Consider the following 18823-nt stretch of genomic DNA (forward strand, 5'->3'; position numbering starts at 1 on the left):
AGTGGTGTTTTTGTGGATGATTTCTTATTTTCTGAAGAACAGTTAGAAGAAAATAATATAGAAACTGAAGAGCCTGAATACTGGCATATTCTTGTTGTTGATGATGAAGAAGATATCCATCAAGTTACGAAACTAGTATTAGCTGGCTTCACTTTCGAAAATAAAGGTCTGCGCTTTTATGACGCCTACTCTGCGGCGGAAGCAAAAGAGTTTTTAAAAAAAGATATTCCCTTTTCTGTTGCTCTAGTTGATGTAGTAATGGAAACCAATCATGCTGGTCTTGAGCTTATTCAATACATTCGCGATGAAATAGAAAACCACGATATTCGTTTAATTCTTCGCACAGGTCAGCCAGGTGAAGCCCCTGAAGAAGCGATTATCCGCGATTACGACATTAACGATTATAAAAACAAAACTGAGCTCACCGCGATTAAAATTAAAACCTTGCTCTACTCGGCGTTAAGAGCACATCGCGATATTCAAATTATAGACCGGCACAAGCATGGTCTTGAACAGATCATCAACGCGTCTGCTAACTTTTTAAAATGTGACAGTGTTCATGAATTTGCTTCAACAATTTTAAGCCATGTTACTAACGTGATGGGCATTAATGACACGCAAATTTATTGTGCTGCGGCCGTTAATCTACAATCGTCACCAGCAAAAGATTTTCAATTACTTGCAGCCTCAGGTGTAGGCCCCACACCACAGCAAAATACCATTCCTGATGAAGTAAAAAACTTATTTATAGATGCACATGAGCGAAAATCATCACTAAAAACAAGTAATGATTATATTGGTTACTTCCCTACCAAAGCCGGCCTTGAAACCATGCTTTATGTTCATAAAGGCAGTAAGTTACAGGCCACAGAACATCAACTGTTAGAGTTTTATGCCAACAATATCGCGCTTGCTTACGATAATTTAAAACTCAGAGAAATGGTAAAAGAGTCGCAAAAAGAGCTGTCGTACATTCTTGGAGAAGCAGTAGAAAAACGCTCTAAAGAAACCGGCTCTCACGTTAAACGTGTTGCTTTATATAGTGAATTACTTGCTCAGCTTTCAGAGCTTAACCCATTTCAATGTGAAATCATTAAGCTTGCTTCACCATTACATGACATAGGTAAAATCAGCATTCCAGACAGCATATTGAATAAACCTGGTAAACTCACTGATGGTGAGTGGGAAATAATGAAAACCCATGCAGAAATCGGCTATGAAATATTAAAAAACTCAAGTAACGAGATATTGACATGCGGTGCTTTAATTTCTTACCAGCATCATGAAAAGTGGGATGGTTCAGGGTATCCGCAAGGTTTAATGGCAGACGATATTAATATAGTTGGCCGCATAACCGCCCTCGCCGATGTGTTTGACGCCCTTTGCAGCGACCGTTGTTATAAGAAGGCTTGGCCATTAGAAGAGGCGTTAACTCTCATAAAAGATCAGCGGGCGAAACATTTTGATCCAATTCTAGTCGACTTATTACTTGAAAATTTACCACTTTTCTTAGAGATTAAGGACCGTTATCCTGATTAGATGTAACTTTTCTGTAAAACACTTCCCAAAATAGGTACAATAATTTACTATGCCTACCGTGAAGTATAATAATATTGCCTGGACGTAAAAGGCTTACTTATAACAAGGGACTATTAAAGTGAGATTTGAACAACTTGAACAATTTGTGGCGCTCGGGGTGCTGAGGCATTTCCGACAAGCTGCAGAAAAAACCCAAATCAGCACTTCAGCGTTAACTCGCAGTATTCAGACGCTCGAAGATGAAATTGGTTATGAGCTCGTTACCCGCTCTACACGCTCAGTTAAGTTAACCAAAGAAGGTGAACTTTTCCTTGAGTACGCTAAACAAACCCTCGACAACCTAGAAGAAACCAAAAAGCGTTTATTCGAATCTTTAAACGGTTGCACTAACGAAAAATTAGTTATTGGTTATACCAACAAAGCAAGCACGGTTGTGCCTGTTTCTTGCGGCCAATTTTTAGCGCAGTATCCGCATGTAAAAATCGAGATGCAACTACAAGAGCAAAGTGAACTTGTACGTAAACTGCAATTAGGTGAAATTGATATTAGCGTATGCTCGCAGGCAATGAACAGCATTGGTAGTGATATACATTTACCTGATCAACTGATTATTTTTGTAGCTAAAAACCACCCACTTGCGCATAAGAGCGACATTAGTAAACGCGACTTTGCAGACTACCCTATGTACAGCTGTTTTTCACAGTCTAAACAAGTGCAAGCTATGCTAAACGATGCTATCGAATCTTTTGATAAAACATCAAGCATCAAAGTAGGTAGCATCGAGCAAGTAATGGATGGCCTTAAAAAGTCAAACCACATCGCAATAGCCAGTATTGAACACACAAATATTGTCTCTTCAGATCCAGATTTACTGTTATTGAAAACCAATAAAGGTATCGCACACGAGCAGCTTGTGATCCAAACAAATCAACAAATCAATGAGAATTCTCATGTTAGTCATTTACTTGACCTCATTGAAAAAACGGCGTTATCAAGCCAAAGCTAATAGCTATAATATATACTGCTAGCCTGTAATTAATCAGGCTAGCCAATCCGCTTTATTTCTTCATCTTTTAATGCATAAAAAGCGTGCATCGCAGAATTTTTCATATACACTTACGCACCTTTTTTTGATTGTGCACATGAATGACCGCACCGCTAATTACCGACACATACTTAGATGCTATTGAACGTACAGGATATGCTGTTGTTGAAAACGCGATTGATGAAAGCTTAATTGCTGATTTAATTGCAGATTGCTATCGCATTAATCCGCATTTTCATACCGCAGGTATTGGCCGATTAAACGACCAACAAATAGATAAAACTGTGCGTAAAGATAAAACCTTTTGGTTTGATAGCTCTAGCCAAGCACAAATTACTTATCTGGCGACCATGGAAGCAATAAAGACACAGTTAAACCGTAGCTTCTATTTAGGCTTATTTGATTATGAATGCCATTATGCAAAGTATCAACAAGGTGACTTTTATAAAAAGCACTATGATGCCTTCAAAGGCCGTTCGAATCGCATTTTTACAACGGTTTGTTACTTAAATACGCCAGAGTCTGGCGGTGAATTGGTGATCTACAAACCAAAAAGTAAAGACATTGAAATAGTCATTAAACCTCAAGCGGGCTTATTGGTTATGTTTGAAAGCGAACGCTTTATGCATGAAGTATTACCCGCAAACGATGTACGCTACTCTATTGCAGGCTGGTTCAGAAAAAATGCCTCAATCAGCGGTATTATCGACCCACCAAGGTAATTAAAATGGCAGTGGCAAGGATGCTGCTATACCGATAAAAATCACTAACCCTACATAATGGTTATTCAAAAATGCTTTGAAACAAGGATCTCGTTCTCGTTTATGAATAAGCATTTGTTGATAAAGTAAAAAACCAACCGCTGCAGCTAAGCCCACCCAATAAGGCAAGCCAAGGTGATTACTCATACCTATGTAAGCAAGAATCGTAATAAACAAGGCATTGAGTAAAAAGATGATGTGTCTGTCATAGCTGGCAAACAAGATTGCCGTTGATTTAACGCCAATCTTTAAATCATCATCTCTATCAACCATGGCATACATAGTGTCATAAGCCACAGTCCACACAAGATTCGCGGTAAATAGGAGCCATGCTTCTAATGGTACTGAGCCTATTGATGCCATATAGGCCATTGGAATAGCCCAACTGAATGCAGCACCAAGCACAACTTGCGGTAATTGCGTGTAGCGTTTCATAAAGGGATAACAGAAAGCCAGTGCTAAGGCACCAAACGACAGTAATATCGTTGACCACCCTAGTGTTAATACTAAACCAAAGGCCACCACAATAAGCAGTACAAATAAGCTCAGAGCTTCACCACTTGATACCAAACCTGCTGCCAGCGGTCGCTGGGCTGTGCGCTTAACAGAGCCATCTATTTTACGATCGGCAAAGTCATTAATTACACACCCAGCACTGCGCATCACAAAGACGCCCAAACTAAAAACCACAAAATTTAATAAGCTCGGTGTGCCAAGCTCAGCAAGCCACAGCGCCCAATAAGTTGGCCACAATAGTAACAAGGTGCCAATTGGCTTATCGGTACGCATTAACTGTTTATAGTAAGGTATATGTGCGACCTTAAGTGCAGCTAGCTTCATAGGTAAATATATGCTCCAGGTAAGAATACTTCAGCCACGAGAAAATGAGCATTAGATAAGCTAAAAACACTGCGTCTTCCCCACAATGGTTTTGAAGAGAAGCCAATTTCAGATGTTAAAGCTTGGATAGCGTGCTGCTGTGAAAACTCAGCAACTTCTATTTCTGTGCGCGATAAGCTTGGGTCTTGAAAAATAACGTCACCAAGCGGCCTTGTTCCCATACTTAGTAACTGCTGCTTTTTTAATGTATCATCTGCCGGCAACCAGCTTTGTGCATAAACCATTGGTTTACCATCGCATAGAAGTAACACTTCGCGGTTTAAAGCCTGACTTAGAGAGGTATTGAGTAACGCTTGTTGCTCGCAGGTTAGGTCAAAGGGTGCTTCGTTTAAAACTTCAACTGAAAAGGCCTGACAGTGACTTTTAAGCTTGGCTGTTAATGACCCAGCTTCAAGCAACCAACTTTGCTGTTGTTGCGTCAAATCTGGAAATGCTGAAGCAGGCTGCCAATTTGCAGCTAATGAAACTGGGAATGTGATCACAACGACTCATTATTTTTAAAAACCGTGCAAATGATATCACTGCTGCACGTTTCGAAAAAGTCATGATTTAATCTCAAGCAGGGTTAAAAAACGCAGAACAGCCTGTATCTTAAGTGAATTTGGGTATAGACTAAAAATCATTGAAAGGGTGGAATATTCTTAACTATGAAAAAATCATTGTTATCAATTTACTTGATAAGCATGCTACTTGTTACTGCAACAAGTTGGTCTGTACGCGCTGAATCAAATGTTGGCTACTTTGGTTTTGAGCCTGACATCATCACAAACTACATAGGTCAAGGTAATAAAAAGCTTGGCTATGTTCGTATAACGGTGGATCTCATGCTCAATGATCTATCTGATATCGCAATCGTAGAACATCACACTCCACTATTGCGTGATGCGATTGTTGAAATACTCTCAAAAGAGCCTGAAGAAAACATTAAATCGCTTACCGGTCGCGAAGAAATCAGAAAGCGCTGCACCGAAAAGCTAAAAGCACTACTAAAACAAGAAACAGGACAAGAAATTGTCCGAGAAGTGTTATTTACTAAGTATTTATATCATTAATTGTAAGATGGCGGCATTAGCCGCCATTTTTATTTACGCGATTATTTGCGTGAAAGCAGCTTGTCTGACACAGCATAAGCCATACCAGCCAATAACCCTGCTAAATGCGCCCAGTTCGCCATACTCACAGGCAACATATCTACAAAGCCCAAAATAAGCCAAACCAGCATAAAACCAACGATGCTATTACTTACTAGTGGCGGCTCTGTTGGCCTCATTACACTGTAAATCCAACAAAAACCCAGTAAGCCATACACAACGCCGCTTAAACCACCAAAGTTAGGCCCAACTACTAAAAACTGTGCCCAGTTACTAATGAATGCCGTCACTAAAAATAAACCCACTAAGGTTATTTTGCCACTGCGTTTTTCTATATCGTTACCCAGCGTCATCCACCAGATCAAATTAAAAATAAGATGAATAGCGCTAAAATGCACAATGGCAGGTGTAAACCAAGTTAGTGGCTGTGCAGGGTTGAACTGCAACATACTGTAAATAGTTTCAAAACCACCTAATAAGAAGGCAATAAATATAGCTATCGAGACTAAAGTAACTGTACGGTTTAGCCAGCTTAATGCCTTAAAGCGAGCTTTTAAATTAAGGGATTGCCCTTGATATGACAGAGGCGATTGTGTACTGCCTACCTGCCATGAAGCTTGTTGGTATTTTTCGTCATGAGGGTTAGCAGCAAACTCCTGCCAAAGAGGTTGAGCTTGATGAAAGTGCTCTGGAGCAACACAAATAATCACAGTTTGTCCATCTTGCGAGCGCAGCTCTCCATGTAAGCCCTTACTTTTTATGTAATCTATAAAGCCTTGTGCGGCGCGAGGATTATTTATGCTACCCAACTCAATCATCGTTCAATGTGCTCCGGAAGTTGTGTCTGCCAAGCTGTAAAGCCACCATCCATGCTGTATACGTCTTCAAACCCCTGCTCTACTAAATAGCTCGCAGCACCTTGAGAACTCACACCATGGTAGCAAACAATGATGATTGGCTGATCAAACTCTTTATGCATCATAAATTCGCTGATATTAGCATTTGATAAATGCTCAGCGCCTGGGATATGCCCAGTTTGAAATGAGTTAGGATCGCGAATATCAGCAATCACAACCTCTTCTTTATCTAACAGCGCAAACGTATCGCTCACTGAAATATGTTTATACGACATAGTACTCTCTAAACTAAAAAGGCGGCCAAAGCCGCCTTATCAAATTACTCGGTATTAATCCCAGTTGAGGATTACTTTACCTGATTGGCCTGAAATCATTGTATCAAAGCCTGCTTGGAAGTCATCCACGGAGAACTGGTGAGTGATAATTGGTTTCAGATCAAGACCTGACTGAATTAGACTCGCCATCTTGTACCAAGTTTCAAACATTTCACGGCCGTAAATACCTTTAATAATTAGACCTTTGAAAATAACCTGGTTCCAATCAACCGCCATATCTGAAGGTGGAATACCTAACATGGCAATTTTACCGCCGTGATTCATGTTGTTTAGCATGCTGTTAAATGCAACTGGCACACCTGACATTTCAAGACCAATATCAAAGCCTTCGGTCATGCCAAGCTCTTTCATTACATCTTCAAGCTTTTCAGTTGCTACGTTTACAGCACGAGTCGCGCCCATTTTACGTGCTAAATCTAAGCGGTATTCGTTTACATCGGTGATAACCACATGACGTGCACCAACATGTTTGGCAACAGCAGCAGCCATGATACCAATAGGACCAGCACCTGTGATTAATACGTCTTCACCTACTAAGTCAAACGACAACGCTGTGTGCACTGCATTACCGAATGGGTCAAAGATTGATGCTAGTTCATCAGGAATGTTATCTGGAATTTTAAATGCGTTGAAAGCTGGGATCACAAGGTATTCAGCAAATGCACCTTCGCGGTTTACACCAACACCAGTTGTATTACGGCATAAATGCACTCGACCAGCGCGACAGTTACGACAGTGACCACAGGTAATATGACCTTCGCCAGAAACACGGTCACCCACTTGGAAACCACGTACTTCCTGACCCATATCAACCACTTCACCTACATATTCATGACCAACAACCATTGGCGTAGGAATTGTATTTTGTGCCCACTCATCCCATTTATAAATATGGACATCTGTTCCACAAATTGCTGTTTTGCGGATTTTAATAAGCAGATCGTTATGGCCAACTTCAGGTTTTGGCGCATCAGTCATCCAGATCCCTGGTTCTGCTTTTAATTTAGATAATGCTTTCATGATTTACACTCAATTAAACAAAACCGAAGCAAAAGCTTCGGTTTAGGAAATAAAATTAGATAACACCCATTTCTTTACCAATACGGGTAAAGGCAGCAATAGCGGTATCTAATTGCTCTTTTGTATGCGCCGCAGAAATTTGCGTACGAATACGTGCTTGGCCTTTTGGTACTACAGGGAATGAGAAACCTGTTACGTAAATACCTTCAGCAAGTAATTTGTCAGCCATGGCTGAGGCAACTTTAGCATCGCCTAACATGACAGGGATAATAGCGTGGTCTTTACCTGCACAGGTAAATCCTGCTGCTTCCATTTGTTCACGGAAATACTTTGCGTTATCCCAAAGCTTAGCGCGTAATTCGCCGCCATTGCTTAGCATCTCAAGTACTTTAATTGATGCAGTAACAATTGATGGTGCAAGTGAGTTTGAGAAAAGGTATGGACGAGAGCGTTGGCGTAACCACTCAACAATTTCTTTTTTACCTGAAGTGTAACCACCTGATGCGCCACCAAGTGCTTTACCAAGGGTACCTGTGATGATATCAACACGGTCTAGTACACCGCAGTACTCTGGCGTACCTTTACCATTTTCACCAACAAAACCAACCGCGTGAGAGTCATCAACCATCACTAATGCATCATATTTATCAGCTAGGTCACAAACCGCTTCTAGATTACAAATTACGCCGTCCATTGAGAAAACACCGTCAGTGGCGATTAGCTTAGTTTTAGCACCCGCTTCATCAGCAGCAATAAGTTGTTTTTCAAGGTCGCTCATGTCGTTATTTGCATAGCGGAAACGCTTTGCTTTACAAAGACGCACACCGTCAATGATCGAAGCGTGGTTTAGCGCGTCAGAGATGATTGCATCATCTGGGCCTAAGATTGTTTCGAATAAACCTGCGTTGGCATCAAAACATGATGAGTAAAGAATAGTGTCTTCGGTTTCTAAGAACTCAGAGATCTTTTGCTCTAAAGTTTTATGAATATCTTGAGTACCACAAATAAAGCGTACAGACGCAACACCAAAACCATGATCGTCAAGGCCTTGTTGAGCTGCTTTAATTAACTCTGGGCTATTTGCTAAGCCAAGGTAGTTATTAGCACAAAAGTTAATGACCTTATCACCAGAGGCAACTTCAATTTGAGCCTGTTGCTGTGACGTGATAACACGCTCGCTTTTGTATAAGCCTTCAGCTTTCACTTCATCAATTTGCTGCTGCAACTGATTAAAAAACGCAGATGCTCTCATCTGTAATCTCCACATATTCTTGTATCTAACCAGAAATGATTAGCATGACATTAAATTTTGCGCCTATTGTAAAAGCTTAGACGAACAATTGCACTGTTTGCAGTTCGTCGCAGGCCTTAAGGCTTGCGAAATAAAACTGGTCTTACCTGCTAAGACTGTAAAATTAAAGCAGGTAACTCAGCTAAAGACTCACAGACTACATCGGCGTGTTGTTCAGTTGACTCGGCATAACTTTGCCCTGAACGAACTAAAACGCGGGTAGCGATATTGGCTCTCTCAGCGGCAATAAGGTCGCCAAGCTTATCACCAACCATAATACTTTGAGATGGATCGATTTGATGCTCATCAATGGCTTGTAAAAGCATACCTGGGGCAGGCTTGCGACAAATACACTCTTGCAAATAGGCAGGCTCAGCTTTGCTTGGATGATGCGGACAGAAATAGACATCAAGAATAGTAACGCCATGGCGTAAAAATTCGCCCTTCATCCACTCAGTGAGGTTATAAAAATCTTGCTCTGCATAATAACCCCGGCCAATACCTGACTGATTAGTTACTACCACAATTTGATAGCCCGCATCAGCGAAGGCTTTGCACGCCTCAAATACACCGGGTACAAATTCAAACTCTTCTGGTTTGTATACATAGCCATGATCAATATTGACCACACCATCACGGTCTAAAAATAAAACTTTGCTCATTACAATTGCTCTTTATCTACCACGTGGTCAAACATCGAAATCACCTTTTCAACACTGATTTGCGCCATTAAATCAGCCCCTTTAACGCGTGTTCCCCAAGGTAGCTCTTGCGCTGTTTTGCCTGTTTGCTCACGTAAATTTTGGTGATAAACCTCAACAACATAATCTTGATATAAATAAGGCCCTGTGCGTTTTGGGTTTGAGTGGGCATACAAACCAATAACAGGCGTTCCTACCGTTACAGCCATGTGTGCAGGCCCAGTATCAGGAGCTAGCACTAACGCCGCACGTTTCAAAGCACATAACAGTTCTTTTAGTTGGGTTTTCCCTACTAAGTTAAGCACAGGTGCCGAACTCTGCGCGATAATTTGCTCGGCAAGTTCAATTTCTAAAGGGGTTGGGCCACCAGTAATAACCACCGAAAAGCCTTGTTGATGAGCATGTTCAGCAAGTGCAGCATAACGCTCAGGTAACCAATTACGCTCTTTTTTACTTGCCGCAGGCGAGATAACAAAAATACGCCCGGCTAAACGTTCTTCACCTAATAGCGCATCGGCTGCTTGTTGGTGCTGTTCGGTAATTGGCATTTTCCATTGAGGTTTGTAATCAGGCGTCCCAATTGCTTGAGCAAAACCTTTAAAGCCCTCTAATACATGCGCCTCTGATTGCGGGGCAATACGCTTATTAATAAACAAGCTATGTAACTCTTTTGAGCGCGCCCAATCAAACCCCACTTTGACTTTTGCCGGAATACAACGGGCTGCTAGATTCGCTCTGAGTGCGACTTGCATATGTAATAGCACATCAAATTTACGCCCTTTGAACGTATCTTTTAGTTGCTGATAAGCCTGTTTGCCTTGTTTTTTATCGAATACAACAAACTCAACACCTGGTAAATCGGCCAGTAACATGGCCTCAACTTTACCAATCACCCAAGTAATTTTTGCCTTCGGATGTGCCTTTTGAATTGCTTGCACTGCTGATACGGCATGACATACATCACCAATAGCCGAAAGCCTTAAAATACAAATATCTGAATAGGAGGTTGATTGAGTCACGTGCGCCCTTAGCTACAGCAAATAATATGCGATCTTAAATTAACTTGATGCTAATGCAAGCACTTATGCGAAAAGCTAAAAATACGGTAAGATAGCGCTAATTTTATTTAATCTTGAAGTTGTTATGTTTGAAACTCAGCATCTGCAGAACACCACCCTTTTGTGTCACCCAGCTTATAAAGATGAGCTCACGCAACAGTGGTTCGATGCCAATTATTGGCAACAACAAGATAAAATCGTTGGAGCAAAAAAAGGTCGCGCAACAGCGTGGTTTTTTAAACATCAACAGCTTACAGGCGTTCTTCGCCACTATTGGCGTGGTGGTTTAATAGGTAAGTTGCTGAGCGATCAGTACTTATATTTTGGTTTAAAGCAAACTCGTGTCTATAAAGAGTTTACACTGATGATGCGCTTAATTGAGCTTGGCCTAAATGTGCCTACACCCATTGCAGCAAAAGTGACCACCCGTGGCTTAATCTATCGCGGCGATATCATTACCGAGGCAGTAACAGGCGCAAAAAGCGTGCTAGATATTTTAATCACGCGCCCACTTAGCCAGTCTGAGCTAAAAGCGATAGCAGTGACTCTCAGCGAGTTTCACAATCACGGCGTCTATCACGCAGATTTAAACATCAATAACATACTGTTCGATGACACAGGTAAGGTGTTTATCATCGACTTTGACCGCGGTGAAATCAAACAGCCACATGCTAGCTGGCAAACAGAAAACATCAAGCGCCTTGCCCGTTCGTTTGCAAAAGAGCAAGGCCGTAATGAAGTGATGCATTGGCAACAAAGTGATTGGCAGTCACTGGTGTGTGACTACCAAGCATTGCTGAACTAATTATCGATTTTGGGCCAATGCTAAATAGTTTTCTGCAACTTGTGTTGCTGATATTTTTGATAGTATTTCTGCATCAACAACCTCTGGCTTATCGTTTAACACAGACTCAATAGCTTGAGTTAAAGCCTCAGGGTTATTTGTAGGAACTAAATACTTGGCTAAACTACCCGTTAAGATTTCTTTTGGTCCATGAGTACAATCGGTGCTTACAACTGGCGTACCCAGTATGAGCGCCTCAATGAGAACAGTGGGTAATCCTTCATAATCTGAACTCAGTACCAAAGCATCAGCGCCTTTAATCCAAGCATATGGGTTTTGCTGAAAGCCTGGCAAAATAAGCCTATCTTCAATACCATGCTGGCGACCGAGTTTGGCAGCTTTATTAACTTTATTACATAATAAAACAAGCTTATGGGATGTATTTAAATTAGCAAATGCTGAAAATAAAACATCATGTCTTTTTTGTTTGGCTAAACGACCTACGTGAATAATATAGGGCTCACGTGGTAATCCTAACTCAGCTTCACTCGCTTTTTTGACTATGCTTTGAACATTAAACGGGTTAAAAATTGTTGTGATAGTGCGGGGAGCAATCAACTTTTGCTGCTTAATTTCACTTTCAATACCTTCAGAAACACAAATTAAGTTTTGTCCTGACAAGCGCTTTTTACTTTTCAGTAAATATTGATAAGCAAATGGTCCAAGTTTCTTTTGTCTATTTAACTCAGCCGTAATTGAGTTATGAATGACATAGAAAACATGTTTAACAGTACTGCAAATTAACAAATTATTACTGCGATCTAAATTTGATAAAACGAGATCAAATTCCCCGTTTTTAGATTGGTATTGTGCAAACCAATTTTCGATACGTTTTACGCTTTTTTTTAGTTGCCAGAACCTATCAACTTTTTTTGCTTTATGGTCAAACAAACATTCAACATTTAGTTGTGATGGTAAGGTATATTCAATCGAATTCGCTAAACTAAGAATGACAACTTCATGTTGTTGAGCCAAAAGCTCGCCAGCCAGCGTCAGCATGACTTTCTCAGCCCCACCGCCAACCAAAGAATCAATAACTATGGCAACCTTCATTTAGAAACCCCAAACAATAACTCAGACACGCCTTGCAGCATTTCTTTCTTGGCATTATGCGGTTTTATTTTCGCCAAAACGTTTTTAGTTGCTTGATAAGTTGTAGGTTCCAGTAATCGTTTAACAGCGTCACTTAAACTGTCTAACGTTGGGTCTGCGGCTAAAGTTAAGTTACTTTCAACACAGTTTTGCAAACGTTTCGGTTGGTCCTTGGAAATTGCTGCAGCAACAGTGGGGACTTTGAGTGAAATAGCTTGTAATAAACTGTCCCCTGCTGATAACACTGCAAATTTAGCATGTGCTAATACACCAACAAATTCACTTGCATGTAAACTTTTTAAAATGATCAGGGTATCATCTTTAGGTAGATCGTTTGGGTAGTTAGAACCAAAAACAACGATACCTTTCAAGCCTGTTTCAGCAGCTATTTTCTTCGCTGCTTGATAAAAAATATCAGCAAATAACTGGTTTTTTTCACCGTGCCCACCTGACCCAGCATTTACTAAAAAATAACCTTCATTCGTAAGATTTAACTGAGCTAACAATTGATACGTTTCGGTACTTGATGACTGAGAGAAGAAAGGACCCACATTTACCGGAGGTGACAAAGGGAAGAGCTTAAGCTTTAATCGCTCACTGAAGCTTATTTTTTCAATACAATAGTCAGGTTGTGCAACCCAATGTTTATCTATTAAATTTAAACGATTTAGCTTTAAGCCTTTCGCTCTTTTTTTATTATGCTGTGAAATAAACACCACTTTAGCCCCTGCACGCTTTGCTGTTTTCATTTGGGCTGCTCTACCTGCACAATCAAAAACAACCAAGTTAGGCTTAAATGTTTCAATTAACTGATTAACTTTACGCGTTTCTTTTGTCGCTGATTGCTCTATCAGTGTTGTATCAAATGGGCAATCAAGGGCGTAATTTGTATGTTTATTTAATAAAAAGTGGATGTCTAAACGATCGGGAAAACTCTCATCTAAATAATGAGCAAATGATAACGAACGCATGTATTCACCTATTCCTTCAGATGATGACACGGGGATAAATAAAAGGCGTTTTTTTTCCATTACACTTTAAATTATAAAATTTGCCAGATTATACATCAAATTGAGTTCCTTTTACGATACCTAGACGAATTGCTCGTTGTGAATTATTTACTGCAATCATCATGTAGGGTTGGTAGACTTCTAGTCCCAAAAAACAAACCGAGAATTAAGCATTGCCTAAAAAAACACTTTTATTACTCGCTCTTGCTAGCGCATTTAGTCTACCTCTAGCTGCTGAACCTTGGGTTAAACCAGACGACTATGGCTTACGAGCCGACATTCAATTATTAGCGGATACAGGAGTGATTAAAGCTCCTGTAACTACATACCCGCTAATGTGGAATAGCTTTATTGATGAATTAAATGACACCACACTAGAGCAATTACCTAGTTTTGTTCAAGATGCTTTACTTCGAGTACAACACAGATATAAAGCCGAAAATACCGAACAGCACAATTTCCATACTGAAGTTTTTCTATCAACAGATACATTACCAGCCACGAGTTTTGGCGCCACCAACACACAAAAATCAGAAGCGACCGTCGCTTATAGTTATTTAGGTGAAAGTTTAGCTGGTAAACTAGCAGTTAATTATCGTTCTGATGGTCGAAAATGCTATCTAGAGGGCATGGAACAATCAGACATAGCTGAAGATCATCAAGCGCTTACTGACTGTGATGATATTACTTTTGACCATAGTTACCTTGCCTATAAAATTGGCAATTGGGTCTTTCGTGCAGGTGCAGTTGAACAATTCTGGGGACCAGGTGTTGACAACAGTCTAATTCTCACAGCGAATAGTAAACCTTTACAAGCTTTCAGCATCAGTCGTGAAAAAGCCACCGCTTTTGAATCAGCTTGGTTGAGCTGGATTGGTCCTTGGAGCTTAACAACTCAAATGGCTAAGCTTGAATCAACCCGAGCAGTCCCTGATGCGCTACTTTGGAGTAGCCGAGTGAACTTTAGGCCAATTCAGCAACTTGAAGTTGCTCTAAGCTGGTCTGCACAATGGGGCGGGGATGGTGAACCCCAATCTATCTCAGAATTTTTTGATATGGTTTCAGGTAAAAGTACTTGTCCTGATGGTTCGCAAGACTGTACTGAAGCTGAAAAGTCAAAATTAGGCAACCAACTGGCAGGTATTGATTTACGCTGGTCAGATACTCTCTATTCATACCCGTACGCTATTTATGTAAGTACGATTGGCGAAGACGCTAGTAGCTACTTTAAACCCGCAGACAGAGCGTATTTAGCAGGTGTAGAAACAACAATTCCATTTGCAGAGCAAAATATCAAAGTAAACATTGAATACATTGATACTGTGGTTTCATGCTCTGGTGATGAATCTGTGCCTGGTGCTGAAATCTTCAATAACTGCTATTACGAGCATGGTAAATATAATTCTGGTTATCGCTACCAAGGAAGAACGATAGGCTCTACATTTGATAACGACACAGAATCCCTTGTACTCACAGTGCTTGGGCAGCATAGAAATGGCAACGATTGGCAGGTTAAACTGCGCCAAGTTGATTATAACAACGACAATGTAGATCTTTACCCTAGCAACCCAGATTTAGGGCATACAATCACTAAAAATGCCATTGATAGCACACAACTAGAACTGCGCTACAGAATGTTAGCATTACAAGGAAGAATCTCTTTCGGTGCTCTGGCTGCTAAGAATAAATCAATGGAGGAATCAGACACTGAAACCTCCGCATTTATGAAATATGAAATGAACTTTTAGAATCAAAAAAGCCAACACATGTTGGCTTTTTTATTAACTTTTGATTTTGCTAATTACGTTTGATGTTGAGCAACCATTAAGAAACTCAAGTACTTCGACTTTTCCGCCATGGCGTAACACATGCTCGGCACCGGCAATTTGGTCAACGGTGTAATCACCGCCTTTAACCAGTACATCAGGGCTAATTTGCTCAATAAGCTTAGCTGGCGTGTCATTTTCTTCAATGCTGCCAAATGGAATAACCCAATCAACTGACGCTAGCGCACTTAATACCATGGCACGTTCATCCAATGGATTAATCGGTCTTTCTGGGCCTTTTAAACGAGAGATTGATTCGTCATTATTTAAGCCAACAACCAGCCTGTCACCTCGTGCTTTTGCCTGTGCTAGGTAGCGCACATGGCCTGCGTGAAGGATGTCAAAACAACCATTAGTGAAAACTATTTTTTCACCATTTTGCTTAGCAAACTCAATGTGCTGAAGCACATCTTCAAAAGGCGTTTGGTAATGCTCGCCAGTTTGCTGTAAATATTGACCAAGCTTACGGCTCAACTCTTCTGGCGACACAGTTGCGGCACCCAGTTTACTCACCGCAATTCCGGCAGCAAGGTTGGCAATTTCGACCGCATCTTTTGCTGCCATTCCCGCACCAAGCATCACTGCAAGCGTCGCGATTACGGTATCGCCTGCGCCAGTAACATCGCTAACTTCAAGCTGCTGGGCTGCAAAATCATGTTTTTCTGCTTGGCTAATTAACGACATACCCTGCTCTGAGCGAGTTAACAACATAGCAGCGATGCCTGCTTCAGTGATTAGCTTACGTGCGCTGTCAGTCAAGTTTTGCTCAGAGTCCGTCAAACCACCAGCAAGCTTAAACTCGTTTAAGTTAGGGGTTATGTAATCAGCACCACGATATAAGCTTAAATCAGATGATTTAGGATCAATAAGTACCGTTTTACCCGCTTTCTTTGCAACCTGAATCATTTGTTGAATTAAGCTCAGAGAACCTTTGTTGTAGTCAGAAAACAACACAAAATCGTAGTCATCTAAAACCAGCTCTAAACGGTTTAATAACAATTGGCTGTGTTGCTCAGTAAAGCTCTCTTCAAGGTCTAATCGAACAACTTGCTGATGACGGCTGATTACTCGCATTTTAGAAATAGTCGGTAAATCGCAAACACTCACTAATTGAGAATCAATTTTCTCCGAACTTAAAATTGTTTCGAGGATTTGCCCACTTTCATCTTCACCAACTAAACCTAGTAGGCCCACTTTACCATCTAAACGGGCAATATTTTTTGCTACGTTTGCTGCACCACCAGCTTTGTCTTCAAATTTACTGACTTTAACAACAGGTACAGGGGCTTCAGGCGAAATACGCCCTGAATCGCCATGCCAATATCTATCTAGCATGACATCACCAACGACTAAAATACGAGCCTTTGAAAGGTTTTTTAGTAACGCTAAATCCATTACTTTTGCTCCGCTACAACCATATCGATGGCTTCGCATAGCCAATGTCCGATGAACATATGCGCCTCTTGGATACGCGCTGTTTCATCATTTTTAATGATAATAGGTAGCTTAGCGATATCTTTTACTTTACCGCCATCTCGGCCCGTTAATGCGACTGTAAAGGCGCCAATTTCATTTGCCGCTGCCAGTGCAAGATTGATGTTAGGGCTAGTGCCTGAGGTGGTTAAGCCAATCACCAAATCTTCAGGTTTACATAACGCCTGCACTTGGCGCTCAAATACAGTATCAAAATGATAGTCGTTACTGTGAGCGGTTAAAATTGAAGTATCTGTTGTCAATGCGATAGAAGCAAGTGGACCGCGTTCCAATTTGTAACGTACGACAAACTCAGCAGCTAAATGCTGTGCATCAGCCGCACTACCGCCATTACCAAACCAAATTACCTTACCACCAGCTTGTAAAGCGCTGTGACATACTTCAAGTAATTGCATCACTTCTGGGTGATATGTATCCATCGTTTCAAATAACATTTGATGGCGGTTCAAACTTTCTAAGTAGCTTGCTGCTACAGAATCTAATTCAGGCATGAATATCCCTCTTTGGAACAAACTTTGGCAGGAGTAATAATGTTATTATTCCACAGATTTATTTCTTTGTGTTCAGTTTATCGTACTTTTATGAATATCGACTGGATAATTACAGTTATATGTAGACTAACTATTGGCAACAGCTCGATTAGCGTTAAACTACCCTAAAACTCTATATATTAAAAATTATGGCGCGCATTTTATACTCTTTACTTTTATACCTACTAAGCCCACTGGTTGTTTTTTACCTGTATGTTTTACGTGGCAAAAAGAATAAGGGTTACCGTGAGCATTTTGCTGAGCGCTTTGGCTTTTCGAATTTATCGCACCACGATGTTGTTTTTCATTGTGCCTCTGTTGGTGAAGTGTTAGCGGCAACCCCGCTTATTAAGGCTGTTCAATCAGAAAATCCAGCGCTTACTATTTTAGTAACCTGTAATACCCCAACAGGTCGCGAGCAAGTAAAAAATAACTTTAAAGATGCGGTTAGCTGTAGTTATTTACCGATTGATTTTTTCTTCGCTACCAATCGATTTTTAAAACGAATCCAGCCAAAGGTACTGTGTATTTTAGAAACTGAGCTTTGGCCAAACCTGATGGCGCAAAGCAGCAACACCGGCACAAAAGTACTTGTTTTAAATGCCCGGCTTTCAGCTAAATCACAGCAAGGCTACCAAAAGGTAATGCCTTTAACTAAGGTGATCATGCAGTCTATTAGCGATCTTGCTAGTCATAATCAAAATGATGCCAAACGTTTTATTGAACTTGGTTTAAAACCTGAAAAGGCACGCGTATTTGGCTCAATTAAATTTGATATCACGCCTACAGAAGAGCAATTAAATAAAGTTGCAGCACTAAAAAAACAGTATAACAACGAGCGCTTTATCTGGGTTGCAGGCTCCACTCATCCTGTTGAACATGAGCTTATTTTAACTGCTCATGAGAAGCTATTAAAAGCGTTACCCCACGCACTTTTGATTATTGCTCCACGTCACCCAGAGCAATTTGATAAAGTCGCGGAGATATTAAAAAGCTCAAATTTGAGCTTTAGTCGTCGCAGTGAAGATAACTATAACAACCAACAAGTTGTGTTAGCTGACACGTTAGGTGAGTTACAATGCTTATATGGTGTGGCAAACATCAGCTATGTTGGCGGTAGTTTAATAGAGCGAGGCGGCCATAACCCGTTAGAGTCAGCAGCGTTTTCTGTTGGCGTATTAGCAGGCCCTCATACCTATAACTTCGACCATATTTATCCTGAACTGATTAGTGCTCAGGGAGCTAAAACCGTTACCGATGAAAATCACCTTGCTGACACACTTATCGCTTTGAGCACTGATGTACAAAAGACGATTAAGCTCGGTCAACAAGCTGCGAAATGCGTTGCTAACAATCAAGGCGCCATCAGTAAAACGGTTAATTTAATTGAGCATTACTTAGAAAAGTAAGATAGAAAAGTAAAATAGAA

General features: G+C 40.7%; 19 protein-coding genes. 7 read left to right on the forward strand and 12 right to left on the reverse strand.

Translation table 11 applies throughout. From position 1 onward, the window contains the following. The first annotated feature begins 12 nt into the window (after positions 1-12). The 3 genes from J8Z28_RS14475 to J8Z28_RS14485 all read left to right on the forward strand — a co-directional run bounded on the left by J8Z28_RS14475 (position 13) and on the right by J8Z28_RS14485 (position 3306). Positions 13-1539: a response regulator gene (locus tag J8Z28_RS14475; protein ID WP_062566426.1), complete on the forward strand. Its 1527-nt coding sequence runs from the start codon at positions 13-15 to the stop codon at positions 1537-1539. A gap of 118 nt (positions 1540-1657) precedes the next feature. Beyond that, positions 1658-2545 (forward strand): LysR family transcriptional regulator, encoded by an 888-nt coding sequence (locus J8Z28_RS14480; protein WP_054560958.1) that lies wholly within the window; start codon positions 1658-1660, stop codon positions 2543-2545. A 140-nt stretch (positions 2546-2685) separates the two neighbouring features. Further along, positions 2686-3306: a 2OG-Fe(II) oxygenase gene (locus tag J8Z28_RS14485; RefSeq protein ID WP_062566427.1), complete on the forward strand. Its 621-nt coding sequence runs from the start codon at positions 2686-2688 to the stop codon at positions 3304-3306. Here J8Z28_RS14485 and ubiA read toward each other — a convergent pair whose 3' ends face one another. Together ubiA and J8Z28_RS14495 are read right to left on the reverse strand one after the other, a co-directional pair. Then, a complete protein-coding gene (gene ubiA, locus J8Z28_RS14490) occupies positions 3307-4185 on the reverse strand; it encodes a 4-hydroxybenzoate octaprenyltransferase (protein WP_062566428.1) in 879 nt (292 codons plus the stop codon). After that, positions 4182-4727: a chorismate--pyruvate lyase family protein gene (locus J8Z28_RS14495; RefSeq protein ID WP_062566429.1), complete on the reverse strand. Its 546-nt coding sequence runs from the start codon at positions 4725-4727 to the stop codon at positions 4182-4184. The genes ubiA and J8Z28_RS14495 overlap by 4 nt, the downstream gene beginning before the upstream one ends. A gap of 201 nt (positions 4728-4928) precedes the next feature. Between J8Z28_RS14495 and J8Z28_RS14500 the strand changes: the two genes are divergently transcribed. Continuing rightward, the gene (locus J8Z28_RS14500; protein ID WP_371351978.1) at positions 4929-5297 is read left to right on the forward strand and encodes a flagellar basal body-associated protein FliL; all 369 of its coding nucleotides are present in this window, start codon (positions 4929-4931) and stop codon (positions 5295-5297) included. A 41-nt stretch (positions 5298-5338) separates the two neighbouring features. On the opposite strand, the gene glpG is transcribed toward J8Z28_RS14500, so the two are convergent. The 6 genes from glpG to J8Z28_RS14530 all read right to left on the reverse strand — a co-directional run bounded on the left by glpG (position 5339) and on the right by J8Z28_RS14530 (position 10559). After that, positions 5339-6154, reverse strand: coding sequence for a rhomboid family intramembrane serine protease GlpG (glpG, locus tag J8Z28_RS14505; RefSeq protein WP_062566430.1), 816 nt, complete (start codon positions 6152-6154; stop codon positions 5339-5341). After that, entirely contained in the window at positions 6151-6468 is a 318-nt protein-coding gene (glpE, locus tag J8Z28_RS14510) for a thiosulfate sulfurtransferase GlpE (RefSeq protein ID WP_062566431.1), read from the reverse strand. Before glpE ends, glpG begins: the two co-directional genes overlap by 4 nt. Before the next feature lie 54 nt (positions 6469-6522). After that, positions 6523-7548, reverse strand: a complete 1026-nt coding sequence (gene tdh, locus J8Z28_RS14515; RefSeq protein WP_054551064.1) for an L-threonine 3-dehydrogenase — start codon at positions 7546-7548, stop codon at positions 6523-6525. Positions 7549-7603: 55 nt separating this feature from the next. Further along, entirely contained in the window at positions 7604-8800 is a 1197-nt protein-coding gene (locus J8Z28_RS14520; RefSeq protein ID WP_054560964.1) for a glycine C-acetyltransferase, read from the reverse strand. Positions 8801-8949: 149 nt separating this feature from the next. Further along, complete coding sequence (gene gmhB / locus J8Z28_RS14525) at positions 8950-9501, reverse strand: D-glycero-beta-D-manno-heptose 1,7-bisphosphate 7-phosphatase (RefSeq protein ID WP_062566432.1); 552 nt, start codon at positions 9499-9501, stop codon at positions 8950-8952. Continuing rightward, entirely contained in the window at positions 9501-10559 is a 1059-nt protein-coding gene (locus J8Z28_RS14530; RefSeq protein WP_062566433.1) for a glycosyltransferase family 9 protein, read from the reverse strand. The genes gmhB and J8Z28_RS14530 overlap by 1 nt, the downstream gene beginning before the upstream one ends. A gap of 124 nt (positions 10560-10683) precedes the next feature. Here J8Z28_RS14530 and J8Z28_RS14535 point away from each other — a divergent pair, with 124 nt between their 5' ends. Then, positions 10684-11403: a 3-deoxy-D-manno-octulosonic acid kinase gene (locus J8Z28_RS14535; RefSeq protein ID WP_062566434.1), complete on the forward strand. Its 720-nt coding sequence runs from the start codon at positions 10684-10686 to the stop codon at positions 11401-11403. Here the strand turns inward: J8Z28_RS14535 and J8Z28_RS14540 are convergent, their stop codons facing one another. Both J8Z28_RS14540 and J8Z28_RS14545 read right to left on the reverse strand, forming a co-directional pair. Continuing rightward, positions 11404-12495, reverse strand: a complete 1092-nt coding sequence (locus tag J8Z28_RS14540; protein WP_062566435.1) for a glycosyltransferase — start codon at positions 12493-12495, stop codon at positions 11404-11406. Next, on the reverse strand, positions 12492-13505 hold the full coding sequence (locus tag J8Z28_RS14545) for a glycosyltransferase family protein (protein ID WP_244269410.1): 1014 nt from the start codon (positions 13503-13505) through the stop codon (positions 12492-12494). The genes J8Z28_RS14540 and J8Z28_RS14545 overlap by 4 nt, the downstream gene beginning before the upstream one ends. A gap of 212 nt (positions 13506-13717) precedes the next feature. On the opposite strand from J8Z28_RS14545, the gene J8Z28_RS14550 reads away from it, so the two are divergent. Further along, positions 13718-15292 (forward strand): capsule assembly Wzi family protein, encoded by a 1575-nt coding sequence (locus J8Z28_RS14550; RefSeq protein WP_062566437.1) that lies wholly within the window; start codon positions 13718-13720, stop codon positions 15290-15292. Between the two features lie 33 nt (positions 15293-15325). On the opposite strand, the gene hldE is transcribed toward J8Z28_RS14550, so the two are convergent. Together hldE and J8Z28_RS14560 are read right to left on the reverse strand one after the other, a co-directional pair. Beyond that, positions 15326-16765: a bifunctional D-glycero-beta-D-manno-heptose-7-phosphate kinase/D-glycero-beta-D-manno-heptose 1-phosphate adenylyltransferase HldE gene (gene hldE, locus J8Z28_RS14555; RefSeq protein WP_062566438.1), complete on the reverse strand. Its 1440-nt coding sequence runs from the start codon at positions 16763-16765 to the stop codon at positions 15326-15328. Further along, on the reverse strand, positions 16765-17355 hold the full coding sequence (locus tag J8Z28_RS14560) for a D-sedoheptulose-7-phosphate isomerase (RefSeq protein WP_058585836.1): 591 nt from the start codon (positions 17353-17355) through the stop codon (positions 16765-16767). Before J8Z28_RS14560 ends, hldE begins: the two co-directional genes overlap by 1 nt. A 188-nt stretch (positions 17356-17543) precedes the next feature. Between J8Z28_RS14560 and waaA the strand changes: the two genes are divergently transcribed. Further along, complete coding sequence (gene waaA, locus J8Z28_RS14565) at positions 17544-18803, forward strand: lipid IV(A) 3-deoxy-D-manno-octulosonic acid transferase (protein ID WP_062566439.1); 1260 nt, start codon at positions 17544-17546, stop codon at positions 18801-18803. Positions 18804-18823: the final 20 nt, after the last annotated feature.

Origin of the sequence: Pseudoalteromonas sp. SCSIO 43088 (assembly GCF_023650795.1) — a bacterium.
GTDB classification, from domain to species: Bacteria; Pseudomonadota; Gammaproteobacteria; order Enterobacterales; family Alteromonadaceae; genus Pseudoalteromonas; species Pseudoalteromonas shioyasakiensis.

Excerpts from the sequence above, each read along its gene's own strand:
- glpE (WP_062566431.1), bottom strand. The coding sequence starts at position 6,468 with ATGTCGTATAAACATATTTCAGTGAGCGATACGTTTGCGCTGTTAGAT.
- gmhB (WP_062566432.1), bottom strand. The coding sequence starts at position 9,501 with ATGAGCAAAGTTTTATTTTTAGACCGTGATGGTGTGGTCAATATTGAT.
- glpG (WP_062566430.1), bottom strand. The coding sequence starts at position 6,154 with ATGATTGAGTTGGGTAGCATAAATAATCCTCGCGCCGCACAAGGCTTT.
- J8Z28_RS14485 (WP_062566427.1), top strand. The coding sequence starts at position 2,686 with ATGACCGCACCGCTAATTACCGACACATACTTAGATGCTATTGAACGT.
- J8Z28_RS14535 (WP_062566434.1), top strand. The coding sequence starts at position 10,684 with ATGTTTGAAACTCAGCATCTGCAGAACACCACCCTTTTGTGTCACCCA.
- J8Z28_RS14560 (WP_058585836.1), bottom strand. The coding sequence starts at position 17,355 with ATGCCTGAATTAGATTCTGTAGCAGCAAGCTACTTAGAAAGTTTGAAC.
- waaA (WP_062566439.1), top strand. The coding sequence starts at position 17,544 with ATGGCGCGCATTTTATACTCTTTACTTTTATACCTACTAAGCCCACTG.
- ubiA (WP_062566428.1), bottom strand. The coding sequence starts at position 4,185 with ATGAAGCTAGCTGCACTTAAGGTCGCACATATACCTTACTATAAACAG.
- J8Z28_RS14540 (WP_062566435.1), bottom strand. The coding sequence starts at position 12,495 with ATGAAGGTTGCCATAGTTATTGATTCTTTGGTTGGCGGTGGGGCTGAG.
- J8Z28_RS14500 (WP_371351978.1), top strand. The coding sequence starts at position 4,929 with ATGCTACTTGTTACTGCAACAAGTTGGTCTGTACGCGCTGAATCAAAT.
- hldE (WP_062566438.1), bottom strand. The coding sequence starts at position 16,765 with ATGGATTTAGCGTTACTAAAAAACCTTTCAAAGGCTCGTATTTTAGTC.
- J8Z28_RS14545 (WP_244269410.1), bottom strand. The coding sequence starts at position 13,505 with ATGCGTTCGTTATCATTTGCTCATTATTTAGATGAGAGTTTTCCCGAT.
- tdh (WP_054551064.1), bottom strand. The coding sequence starts at position 7,548 with ATGAAAGCATTATCTAAATTAAAAGCAGAACCAGGGATCTGGATGACT.
- J8Z28_RS14520 (WP_054560964.1), bottom strand. The coding sequence starts at position 8,800 with ATGAGAGCATCTGCGTTTTTTAATCAGTTGCAGCAGCAAATTGATGAA.